An 11,671-nucleotide genomic window follows, 5' to 3' on the forward strand; every position below is an offset into this window, starting at 1 on the left:
GACGCGACACCATGACCGACAGCAATCAACAAGGCCTGTTCGATACCGAATCGGGCGATGACGCCATCACCCTGGGGCGCTACGCCGAGCAGGCCTATCTGGACTACGCCGTATCCGTCGTCCGCGGCCGCGCGCTGCCCGACGTGGGCGACGGGCAGAAGCCCGTGCAACGCCGCATACTCTACGCCATGCAGGCCATGGGCCTGGGGCCCACCGCCAAGCCCGTCAAATCCGCCCGCGTGGTGGGCGACGTGCTGGGTAAATACCATCCGCACGGCGACCAGGCGGCCTATGACGCCATGGTGCGCATGGCGCAGGGCTTCACCCTGCGCTATCCGCTGGTCGACGGCCAGGGCAACTTCGGTTCGCGCGACGGCGACAACGCGGCGGCCATGCGCTACACCGAAGCGCGGCTCACGCCCATCGCGCGCCTGCTGCTGGACGAACTCGAAGAAGGCACGGTCGATTTCATCCCGAACTACGACGGCAGCCACCAGGAGCCGCAGATGCTGCCGGCCCGCCTGCCGGTCATGCTGCTGAATGGCGCATCCGGCATCGCGGTGGGCATGGCGACGGAGATCCCGTCGCACAACCTGCGCGAAGTCGCCCAGGCCTGCGTGGCGCTGCTCAAGCAGCCCAAGCTGCCCGACGAAGAGCTCTATGCCCTGGTGCCGGGTCCGGACTTCGCCGGCGGCGGACAGATCATCACGCCCGCCGAAGACATCGCGCAGATATACAACGGCGGCCGCGGTTCGCTCAAGGCGCGCGCCCGCTGGCAATTCGAGGAACTCGCGCGCGGCCAATGGCAGCTGGTGGTGACCGAATTGCCGCCCGGCGCCTCGGGCCAGCGCGTGCTGGAAGAGATCGAGGAAATCACCAATCCCAAGGTCAAGGCCGGCAAGAAGGCCCTGACGGCGGAACAGCAGCAATCCAAGGCGCAGATGCTGGGATTGCTGGACGCCGTGCGCGACGAATCCGGCAAGGACGCCGCGGTTCGACTGGTGTTCGAACCGAAGACCTCGCGTGTGGACCGCGACGAATTCGTCAACATCCTGCTGGCGCAGACCAGCATGGAAAGCAGCGTGCCGGTCAACCTGGTGTGCATCGGCACCGATGGCCGCCCGCGCCAGAAGCCGCTGCGCGAAATCCTGCTGGAATGGCTGGCGTTCCGCACGGACACGGTCATCCGCCGCACCCGCCACCGCCTGGACAAGGTCATCGACCGTATCCATGTGCTGGAAGGGCGCATGGTGGTCTACCTGAACGTCGACGAGGTCATCCAGACCATACGCGAGGCGGAAGAGCCGCGCGCCGCCTTGATGGCGCGCTTCAAGCTCACCGAGCGGCAGGCCGAGGACATCCTGGAAATGCGCCTGCGCCAGTTGGCGCGCCTGGACGGCATCAAGGTCGAACAGGAACTGGCCAGCAAGCGCGAAGAACAGCTCAAGCTGCAGGAGCTGCTGGACAATCCCGCATCGCTGAAGCGCACGATCGTGCGCGAAATCGAAGCCGACGCCAAGCAGTATGGCGACGAACGTCGCACGCTGATCGAGGCGGCCGAACGCGCGGTGATGGAAACGCGCGTGGTCGACGAGCCCGTCACGGTCATCGTGTCGCAGAAGGGCTGGTTGCGCGCGCGCCAGGGCCATGGCCACGACGCCACGCAATTCGGTTTCAAGCAGGGCGACGATCTCTATGGCGCGTTCGAGTGCCGCACCACCGATACGCTGATCGCGTTGGGCGACAACGGCCGCGCCTACACCGTGGCGGTGGCCAACCTGCCGTCGGCGCGCGGCGATGGCCAGCCGGTCACCACGATGATCGACATGGCGTCCGGCACGCGCATCGTCCACATGATCGCCGCGGCGGCGGATACCCGCTGGCTCTTCACCACCCAGGGCGGCTTCGGTTTCATCGCCCGGCTGGGCGACATGACCAGCCGCCAGCGCGGCGGCAAGCAGTTCGTGACCCTGGAAGAAGGCGACGCCTTGTTGCGTCCGGTGCCGGTGTTCGAAGGCGCGCTGCGGCTGGCCCTGCTGTCGGCCAAGGGCAAGTTCCTGGTGTTCGGGCTGGACGAGGTCAAGACGCTGGCCGGCGGCGGCCGCGGGACCATCCTGATGGGACTGGACGGCAACGATACGCTGGCGCAGGTGGTGCCCATCGGCGCCGGCGGCCTGCGCGCCACGGGGATGTACCGCAACAAGCAGGTCGAGGACATCCTCGCCGGGACCAGCCTGCAGCCTTACGTGGGCAAGCGCGCCCGCAAGGGGCGGCAGTTGGACGTGCGTCCCAAGCAACCTTTGCTGTCGCCCGTGCTCTAGCAGGCGCGGCAACGCGGTTGGCCAACGGTTCCAGGAATCCTGGAACCGTTTTTTTTTGCCGGAATGCGGGTGCCGGACAGGCGCCAGGTAAAAAAAGGTGACAGGCGTGGGCTAGGGGTTCACCCGGATGACTCTTGTCGATATAATTCGTACTCAAATCAATTCAACAGAACTAATTCTGGTTGGAATTTTATCGAACCGATTCATTTCAGTACCTGACTTCAGTGCCTATGACTGAACCCAATCACACCGAAACCGCCGCGCCCGTGCCGTCCGCCCAGCAGTACGACCTGCGCATCCTGCGCGCGCTGCGCCGGATCACCCGCTCGATCGCACTGCATTCGCGGCAATTGGCGGCGGTCAGCCATATCACCGCGCCCCAGCTGATGTGCCTGCGTACCGTGATCGAGCGCGGTCCCCTGACGTCCACCGCCATCAGCCGCGAGATCCACGTCAGCCCCAGCACCGTGGTGGGCATCCTCGACCGCCTGGAAGACAAGGGCCTGGTACGCCGCGAACGTGGCAAGGAAGACCGCCGCACGGTTTTCGTCACCGCCACGGTCCCCGGCATCGAGCTCGCCAAGCAGGCGCCGTCGCCGCTGCAGAAGCATCTGGCCGACGCCCTCAATGCGCTGCCCGAACTGGAGCAGGCCACCATCACCCTGTCGCTGGAGCGCATCGTCGCACTGATGGAGCAGGGCGGCCAGGCGGCTCCGGCCGACGCCCATGACCATTCGCCCATCCTGGACGTGCCGACTTCCGGTCCGGCGCCGGAATCGGGGCTGGTGGTATGAGGGAAGCGGTCATCACGCGCGCGGCGGATACCCTCGCCGTGCAGGACATCTCCCCTCTTTTCAGGACACCGCGGGTCGCGGACGGCGCGGCCATCCACGCCTTGGTCGCCGCCTGCCCGCCGCTGGACGTGAATACCGTCTATGCCTATCTGCTGCTCTGCGAGCATTTCGCGCAGACCTGCGTGGTGGCCGAAAGCCCCGATGGCGGTATCGACGGCTTCGTGTCGGCCTACGTGCCCCCGGGGCAATCGCAGCGGCTGTTCATCTGGCAGGTCGCGGTGCACGAGCGTGCCCGCGGCGATCGCCTGGCGCGGCGCATGTTGCACGCGCTGCTGCGTCGTCCCGCGCTGGCCGGCATACGGTATCTGGAAACCACCGTCGGCCCCGACAACCACGCGTCCCGGCGCACCTTCACCCGCCTGGCCGCCGATCTCGGCGCCCCGGTGGCCGAGCAGCCTTTCTTCGACAGGCAGCTCTTCGGCCAGGCCGAGCACGACGACGAAATGCTGATCCGGGTGGGGCCCCTGGCCTCCATCCCGCGTTGAGCCCGTCGGCGCGTTCCCATTGACATCGAGCAGGGCGTGCCGCCTTTCGTGGCGCACGCCCATGCCCGGCATCACCCATTCATCAGCAAGGAGAAAACGATATGGACCTGAAAATATTCGATCGCATGGAGTCGGAAGTACGTGGCTACATACGTTCCTTTCCAGTGATATTCAATCAGGCGCGCGGCTCCCTGCTGATCGACGAGGAAGGCACCGAGTACATCGACTTCTTCAGCGGCGCGGGCACCCTGAACTATGGGCACAACAATCCCCTGTTCAAGGCGCGCCTGATCGACTACCTGGCGTCGGACGGCGTCGTGCATGGCCTGGACATGGCCACCAGCGCCAAGAAGCACTTCCTGGAAACGGTGGACCGGGTACTCCTGAAGCCGCGCAACTGGCAGTACACGCTGCAGTTTACCGGCCCCACCGGCACGAACGCGGTGGAAGCGGCGCTGAAGCTCGCGCGCCAGGTCAAGGGGCGTACCAACATCATTTCGTTCACGCATGCCTTTCACGGCGTCAGCGGCGGTTCGCTGCAGGCCACGGCGAACGCCAAGTTCCGCGACGCGGCCGGCTATCCGCTGAACAACACCTCCTTCATGCCCTATGACGGCTACTTCGGGCCGGACGTCGATACCATGGCCTACCTGGAGCGCATGCTGGACGATCCCAGCAGCGGCATGGACAAGCCGGCGGCGGTGATCGTCGAGACGGTGCAGGGCGAAGGCGGCGTCAACGTCGCCACCCTGCGTTGGCTGAAGGAACTGGAAAAGGTCTGCCGCCGCCACGACATGCTGCTGATCGTGGATGACATCCAGGTGGGCTGCGGCCGCACCGGCAATTTCTTCAGCTTCGAAACCGCCGGCATCCGCCCGGACATCATCACACTGTCCAAGTCGCTGTCGGGCTTCGGCCTGCCCATGTCGCTGGTGCTGATGAAGCCCGAGCTGGACGTGTGGAAGCCGGGCGCGCACAGCGGCACCTTCCGCGGCAACAACCTGGCGTTCGTCACGGCCGCGGCGGCGCTCGATACGTACTGGGCAGACCAGGCGTTCGCCGGCGAAGTGCTGCGCAAGGAAAGGCTGGTGCGCGACTGGCTGGAAAACCTGGCCCACAGCTATCCGGGCAGCGGCCTGGTGGTGCGGGGCAGGGGGCTGATCCAGGGCCTGGTTACGGCCAGCCAGCCGGAACTTGCCAACCGCATCGCGCGCAAGGCGTTCGAACGCGGCGTCGTCATCGAAACGTCCGGTGCGCACGACGAAGTGCTCAAGCTGCTGCCGGCGCTGACCATCGAAGACGACCTGCTCAAGCGCGGCCTGGACGCCATCGAAGCCAGCGTGGCCGACGTGCTGGCCGAAGCCGGGCAATCCGCCCGCATCCTTAAATTCGGAGGAAAACGCCAATGATTGTACGCAACGTCAACGACGTCATCGGGACCAAGGACGAAGTCCGCACCGATACCTGGATGAGCCGGCGCGTGCTGCTCAAGAAAGATGGCATGGGCTTCTCTTTCCACGAGACCACCATCTTCCCGGGCACCCGCACGCACATCCATTACCGCAATCACCTGGAAGCCGTCTGGTGCATCGAAGGCGACGGTTCGCTCGAAACCATCGCCGACGGCAAGCGGTACGAACTCGGCCCGGGCGTGGTCTACGCCCTGAACGAGAACGACGAACACTGGCTGTGCGGCGGCGAAAAGCCGTTGCGCGTCATCTGCGTTTTCAATCCGCCCCTGACCGGACAGGAAGTGCATGACAAGAACGGCGTGTATCCGCTGCCCGAAAAGGCAGCGGCCTGATGCCGCGCGTCCGTCAAGAATTACGCAAGGAGATACGACGATGATTTCACCTGCCAAAGACCGCTATGCGTCGCGCACCGATCGCAGCGCCGGCATCGTCGCCCGTCACGATCCCGTCGTGTACGAGGACGGGCGCTATGCCGACGCCCTGTCGCCGGAACAGGTGCAGGCCTATGACCGCGACGGCTTCCTGCTGCTGGAGAACCTGATCCCGCAGGCCGAGGTCGACGCGCTGATCGCCGAGATCGCGCGCATGTCGCGCGACCCCGCCATCATCCGCCGCGAAGAATGCATCACCGAACCGGGCAGCAATGCCGTCCGGTCCATCTTCATGGTGCACCAGCTCAGTTCGCTGATCTCGCGCCTGACGCGGGATCCGCGCTTGGTCAACGTGGCGCGGCAGATCCTGGGATCCGAGGTCTACATCCACCAGTCGCGCGCCAATATGAAGCCAGGCTTCAAGGGCAAGGAATTCTATTGGCATTCGGATTTCGAGACCTGGCACGTGGAAGACGGCATGCCGGCGATGCGGGCGCTCAGTTGCTCGGTGCTGCTGACCGACAACAATGCCTGCAACGGTCCGCTGATGCTGGTGCCGGGCTCGCACCGGCAGTTCATTTCCTGCATAGGCGAAACACCGCAGGATCATTACAAGCACTCGTTGAAGAAGCAGGAATACGGCGTGCCGGACGCGATCAGCCTGCAACTGCTGGCCGAGCAGGGCGGCATCCAGGCGATGACCGGCAAGGCTGGCTCGGTGGTGTTCTTCGACTGCAATACCATGCACGGATCGAACAGCAATATTTCGCCGTGGCCCCGGTCGAATGTGTTCATGGTCTACAACAGCATGGAAAACGTGCTGGGTGCGCCGAAGTACGGCCTGGCCCCGCGTCCGGAGCATATCGCCACCCGCGCCGGCGTCAAGGCGCTGACGCCCCTGGACGCGTTGAAGCTGGTGGGTTGAACTGGCCGGGATAATTGCTATGCTTCGGCGGTTCTCGCGCCTACCCGTCGCTCGCCATGTCCCTGTTCGTCCGCAGCCTGCATACCTATCCCGTCAAGTCCTGCGCGGGCATCGCCGTCGATGCGTCGGCGATCGACGGCGCCGGCCTGGCGTACGACCGCCGCTGGCTGGTCATCTCCGGCGCGCGGTTCCTGACGCAGCGCCAGGTGCCCTCCATGGCCCTGGTCGGTACCGCGCTGACCGCCACGCATCTGCAGTTGCGCGCGCCGGGCATGCCCCTGCTGGAAGTGCCCCTGGACGGGTCGGATCTGGCCGCCATCACCGAAACCGTCACGGTCTGGCGCGACACCTTTCCCGCGCACGCCGAAAGCACGGCCGCGGCGCAATGGTTCACCGATTTTCTCGGCCTTCCCTGCCGCCTCTTCAAGATCGACGTCCCGGCCGCCGGCCGTGCCGTCAGTCCCGACTGGGTGGGGCGCTGGCGCGGCGAACATCGCGAGCTGGCCGACGGTTTCGACGGCAGGCATCTTTTCGGGTTCGCCGATGGCTACCCGGTGCTGATCGCCAACCAGGCCTCGCTGGATGAATTGAACCAGCGGCTGCTCGTCAAGGGGCGGGACCCGGTTCCCATGGATCGCTTCCGCCCCAACGTCGTCCTGGACGGCGACGACCTTGGTGCCTACGACGAAGACCATATCGCCCTGTTCGCACGCGGTGACGACATCCGCCTGGCGGTGGTCAAGCCGTGTACCCGCTGCAGCATTCCGGATGTCGATCAGGCGACCGGCCGGGCGGGCGACGAGCCCGGCCTGACCCTGACCGCCACGCGCAGCCTGGACCTCGGGGTGGTTTTCGGCCAGAACGCCATCGTCGACGCCTGCCCAGGCGCGATCCTGCGCGTGGGCGACCCGATCTCGGCGGAATGGAAGTTCTAGCGTCCCGCGCGGCTTTCCGCTACGACGCCGACAGTTTCAGGCCGATCAGCCCGACGACGATCAGGCCGACGCTGGCCAGGCGCACCCAGCCCATGCTTTCCCCGAACAGGATGACGCCGGCGATGAAGGCGCCCACCGTTCCGATGCCCACCCATACCGCGTAGGCCGTGCCCAGCGGCAGCGTGCGCATGGCGATCGCCAGCAGCCAGACGCTGGCCACCATGCCGACGACGGTGATGGCGGAAGGAACGAGCCGGGTAAAGCCGTCCGTGTATTTCAGGCCCACGGCCCAGACGACTTCACATAATCCGGCGACGAACAGGATGACCCAGGTCATGGACGGCTTTCCGGCGCATAGGCTGCGATGGCGGCCCCGGGTGCGCCTGTCCCGGGACGGCAAAAATTATAGAATGTCCGATTCGGCACCCTCACGCTCCACTGCTACCGACGCGCCATGACGTTCCAGGTCACCCTCACGCCCAGCCAACACCAGTTCAAGATAGAAGACGGTCAGACCGTGCTCGACGCCGCCCTGGCCGCGGGCTACGTCCTGCCCTACAGCTGCCGCAGCGGCGCTTGTTCGACCTGCAAGGGCAAGGTGCTGTCCGGGGACTACGACGCGGGACCCTATCCCGCCCAGATCCTGGCGCCCGAAGAGCTGGCCGCCGGCTTTACCCTGCTGTGCCAGGCGCGTCCTTCGTCCGACCTGCTGGTCGAATCGGCCGAGGTGCGCCTCGCCAGCGATATCCAGATCCGCAAGCTGCCGGTGCGCGTGCAGGCCCTGGAGCGGATCGGGGCGGATGTCGCGGTCATCAAATTGCAACTGCCCGCTTCGGAGACTTTTCGCTTCCATGCGGGGCAGTACGTTGAACTGATATTGAAGGAAGGCCGGCGCCGCAGCTATTCCATGGCGACGCCGCCCCATGCCGGCAGTCCGCTCGAGCTGCACATCCGCCACATGCCCGGCGGCTACTTCACCGATCACGTGTTCGGCACCGGCGCCACGCAGATGAAGGAACGGGAGATCCTGCGCATCGAAGGACCCTTCGGTTCTTTCTTCCTGCGCGAGGACAGCGACAAGCCCATCGTGCTGCTGGCCAGCGGTACCGGTTTCGCGCCAATCAAGGCCATCGTGGAACACATGATCCACAAGCAGATCCGCCGGCCGGTCGTGCTGTATTGGGGCGGTCGGCGCCCCCATGACTTGTACATGGATGCCCTGGCCGCTTCGTGGGCGGACAGCCTGCCTGGTTTCCGCTATGTCCCGGTGGTTTCCGACAGCCTGCCGGAAGATGGCTGGACCGGCCGTACCGGTTTCGTGCATGAGGCGGTCATGTTCGACCTGCCGGATCTTTCCGGTCATCAGGTGTATGCTTGCGGCGCCCCGGTCATGGTGGACGCGGCGCGGCGCGAGTTCTCCGGCCAGTGCGGCTTGCCGCCGGAAGAGTTCTTCGCCGACGCCTTCACCTCCGAAGCGGATCTGGCCAAGGCCCGTCCTTGATCCGGCCGAATTGACATAGGCGCTTACAAGCCGACGGATGGCGAAGCGATTCAACGCTCGCCCCGACGCGCCGGCGGCTGGCGGCAAGGTAAACTTCCTTCCCGTGATTTCAACGGGATTCCGCGCACGCGGCTGCGGCCGGCCCGATGCGTACCCAGGAGCTTGGCGCGAATGAGAATTGCGGTATTGGGAGCTGGCATCATCGGCATTTCCACGGCGTGGTGGTTGCGCCAGGCCGGACATGATGTCGTGGTCGTGGACCGGCGCACCGGTCCGGCCCAGGAAACCAGTCTCGCCAATGGCGCCCAGATCTCCGTCTCGTACGCCGAGCCCTGGGCCAATCCGCAGGCCCCGCTGAAGTTGCTGAAATGGCTGGGCCGCGAAGACGCTCCCCTGCTGTTCCGTCCGCAACTGGACTGGCGCCAATGGGCCTGGGGGCTCGCCTTCCTGCGCGAATGCCTGCCCGGCCGCCTGGCCCCGAACATCCGCGCCATGGTGCGCATGGCCGAATACAGCCGCGCGACCCTCCGCACCATGCGTGTGGAATTGGGCATCCAGTACGACCACCTGGAACGCGGCATCCTGAATTTCTATCGCGACCCCCACGAATTCGAACTTTCGCAGAAGGCCGCCGGCGTCATGCGCGACTTCGGCGTCGAACGCCGCATCCTGTCCGCCGATGAAGTCGTCGCCCTGGAGCCGGCCCTGGCGTCGCAGCGCCATCGCATCGTCGGCGGCGACTACACGCCGGAAGACGAAAGCGGCGACGTGCACCTGTTCGCCGTCGCGCTGGCCCAGCGTTGCGTCGACGCCGGCGTCGAGTTCCGCTATTCCACGCAGGTAACCCGGCTGGTGTCCATCGGCGGGCGCGTCGACGCGGTAGAGATCCTCGACCCGCAAGGCGGCTATGGACAGATCGCGGCGGATGCCTATGTCGTGGCGATGGGCAGCTACACCCCGCTGCTGGTGCGTCCGCTGGGCGTGCCCTGCAATGTCTATCCCGCCAAGGGCTATTCCGCCACCTTCCCGGTCCTGGACCCGGTGGCGGCGCCCAGCGTCAGCCTGACCGACAGCAGCCGCAAGATCGTCTTTTCGCGCCTGGGCAATCGCCTGCGCATGGCCGGGACGGCCGAATTCGCGGGCTACTCACGCGCATTGAATCCCCAGCGCTGCCAGGCCATGACGGACCTGGCGCGCGAGCTTTTTCCCGGCGCGCTCGATTTCGAGCGAGTCGTTTACTGGTCGGGCCTGCGTCCGTCCACTCCGTCGAACGTGCCCCTGATCGGCCGCACCCGCATACCGAACCTGTACTTGAATACGGGTCACGGCACGCTGGGCTGGACGATGGGGGCGGGTTCGGGCCGGGCTCTGGCCGATCTGCTCAGCGGACGCGCGCCAGAACCGGAGTTTCCTTTCCTCGGCATGTAGACCTATGAAGAAATTGCATGAATCGGGCTTGTCCCGCGCAATCCGCGCCACCGGGCGTGTCTGGATCTTCGGCGCTGCCTTGATGGCGGCGGGTGTGGCGCATGCGGCGCCGGTGCAGATCCAGGTCTGGCACACGATGACCGACGCCAACAAGGCGGAATTCGAAAAGCTGGTCAAGCAATACAACAAGGAACAGGACGCGGTCGAAGTCAGCGTGCGCGACTTCGCCACGCCGCAGGCCTTGCAGCAGGCCGCGACGGCCGCGGTGACCGCCAAGAAGGCGCCCAACCTGATCCAGTTGCAGGACAATCATTCGCCGGAAGTCGTGGCGGAGTACAAGGCCATCAAGCCGCTGTACGAGCTGCTGGCCAAGTATCCGATCAAGGACGCCACCTGGTTCCTGCCCTCTACCAGCAGCTTCACCCGCGACGGCAAGGGACGCCTGCTGGCGTTCCCCTACATGGCGGAAATCCCGCTCATGTTCTACAACCTGTCGCTGTACAAGAAGGCGGGCCTGGATCCCAATCAGCCGGCGCGCACCTGGCAGGACCTGCAAGGCGAACTGCTGAAACTGCGTGACGTGGCCGACGTGGAATGCCCCTATGCCTCGAGCGACCAGGTCGAAGTCCATCTGGAAAACCTGGCGCCCATCAACAACCAGCTTTACACCAGCAACGGCAACGGCATCGAAGCGGTCAAGGGCAAGCCTCTCCCGTCGGCGCTGCAGTTCGATATCCTGTACATGCGGCATGTGTCGTTGATGGCGACGTGGAAGCGCTCGCTGCTGCTGACCCAGCATACCAACGACAACACGCCTGACGAAGCCTTCGCGAAGGGGCAGTGCGCCGTGCTGACGTCCGGTTCCGGCGCCCTCGGCCGTTTGATCGCCGCCAAGAACCTGAGCTTCGGCGTCGCGCCCCTGCCGTACTACGACCAGGCTACCAAGACGCCGGGCAAGCCCTTCGTGAGCGGCTCGGCCCTGTGGGTGATGGAAGGCCATCCCGTGGCGCAGGACAAGGCCACGGCGGAATTCCTGGCGTGGCTGTCCAAGCCGGTGGTAGCGGCCGAATGGCATCAGACGACGGGCTTCCTGCCCTTGACCGAAGGCGCGTTCCGCGCGTCGGAAGTGTCTTTCTACAACCGCATCCCTGGCGCACAGGCCGTGGTGTCGGCCATGCGTGCCCAGACCCCGGTCACCGCGCGCGGTTTCCGGGTCAACAACTATGAGCGCATCGAGCCCGTGCTCAGCCGCGAGCTGGACGAGGCCTTCGACGGCAAGACGCCGCCCATGACGGCGCTGAACAATGCCGCCGCCCAGGCGCGCACGATCGCCCAGCAGCGCTGATTCCTGCGACGCATCGAAGCCGAAACCGGCGGGC

At 65.6% G+C, this 11,671-nt stretch carries 11 protein-coding genes; 10 read left to right on the forward strand and 1 reads right to left on the reverse strand.

Annotated features, from left to right (window positions below; translation table 11 throughout):
• Positions 1 to 11 precede the first annotated feature (11 nt).
• From parC to CAL12_RS09110, 7 genes are all read left to right on the forward strand, one after another.
• Positions 12 to 2,321 carry a DNA topoisomerase IV subunit A gene (gene parC / locus CAL12_RS09080; RefSeq protein WP_086064189.1) on the forward strand — a complete coding sequence of 770 codons (2,310 nt, stop codon included), beginning with the start codon at positions 12 to 14 and terminating at the stop codon, positions 2,319 to 2,321.
• 230 nt (positions 2,322 to 2,551) lie between these two features.
• Positions 2,552 to 3,115, forward strand: coding sequence for a MarR family winged helix-turn-helix transcriptional regulator (locus CAL12_RS09085; RefSeq protein ID WP_086064190.1), 564 nt, complete (start codon positions 2,552 to 2,554; stop codon positions 3,113 to 3,115).
• The gene (gene ectA, locus CAL12_RS09090) at positions 3,112 to 3,660 is read left to right on the forward strand and encodes a diaminobutyrate acetyltransferase (protein ID WP_086064191.1); all 549 of its coding nucleotides are present in this window, start codon (positions 3,112 to 3,114) and stop codon (positions 3,658 to 3,660) included. The genes CAL12_RS09085 and ectA overlap by 4 nt, the downstream gene beginning before the upstream one ends.
• Before the next feature lie 101 nt (positions 3,661 to 3,761).
• On the forward strand, positions 3,762 to 5,069 hold the full coding sequence (gene ectB, locus CAL12_RS09095) for a diaminobutyrate--2-oxoglutarate transaminase (RefSeq protein WP_086064192.1): 1,308 nt from the start codon (positions 3,762 to 3,764) through the stop codon (positions 5,067 to 5,069).
• Complete coding sequence (locus CAL12_RS09100) at positions 5,066 to 5,464, forward strand: ectoine synthase (protein ID WP_086064193.1); 399 nt, start codon at positions 5,066 to 5,068, stop codon at positions 5,462 to 5,464. The genes ectB and CAL12_RS09100 overlap by 4 nt, the downstream gene beginning before the upstream one ends.
• Positions 5,465 to 5,504: 40 nt before the next feature.
• The gene (gene thpD / locus CAL12_RS09105; protein WP_086064194.1) at positions 5,505 to 6,428 is read left to right on the forward strand and encodes an ectoine hydroxylase; all 924 of its coding nucleotides are present in this window, start codon (positions 5,505 to 5,507) and stop codon (positions 6,426 to 6,428) included.
• 56 nt (positions 6,429 to 6,484) lie between these two features.
• Positions 6,485 to 7,363 (forward strand): MOSC domain-containing protein, encoded by an 879-nt coding sequence (locus CAL12_RS09110; RefSeq protein ID WP_086064195.1) that lies wholly within the window; start codon positions 6,485 to 6,487, stop codon positions 7,361 to 7,363.
• Positions 7,364 to 7,382: 19 nt separating this feature from the next.
• On the opposite strand, the gene sugE is transcribed toward CAL12_RS09110, so the two are convergent.
• Positions 7,383 to 7,700, reverse strand: coding sequence for a quaternary ammonium compound efflux SMR transporter SugE (sugE, locus tag CAL12_RS09115; protein WP_086064196.1), 318 nt, complete (start codon positions 7,698 to 7,700; stop codon positions 7,383 to 7,385).
• Between the two features lie 117 nt (positions 7,701 to 7,817).
• On the opposite strand from sugE, the gene CAL12_RS09120 reads away from it, so the two are divergent.
• The 3 genes from CAL12_RS09120 (at position 7,818) to CAL12_RS09130 (ending at position 11,637) form a co-directional block, all read left to right on the forward strand.
• A complete protein-coding gene (locus tag CAL12_RS09120; RefSeq protein WP_086064197.1) occupies positions 7,818 to 8,864 on the forward strand; it encodes a CDP-6-deoxy-delta-3,4-glucoseen reductase in 1,047 nt (348 codons plus the stop codon).
• A gap of 171 nt (positions 8,865 to 9,035) precedes the next feature.
• Positions 9,036 to 10,292, forward strand: coding sequence for a D-amino acid dehydrogenase (locus CAL12_RS09125; protein WP_086064198.1), 1,257 nt, complete (start codon positions 9,036 to 9,038; stop codon positions 10,290 to 10,292).
• Positions 10,293 to 10,296: 4 nt separating this feature from the next.
• Positions 10,297 to 11,637: an extracellular solute-binding protein gene (locus CAL12_RS09130; RefSeq protein ID WP_086064199.1), complete on the forward strand. Its 1,341-nt coding sequence runs from the start codon at positions 10,297 to 10,299 to the stop codon at positions 11,635 to 11,637.
• Positions 11,638 to 11,671: the final 34 nt, after the last annotated feature.

Origin of the sequence: Bordetella genomosp. 8 (assembly GCF_002119685.1) — a bacterium.
GTDB lineage: Bacteria > Pseudomonadota > Gammaproteobacteria > Burkholderiales > Burkholderiaceae_B > Bordetella_C.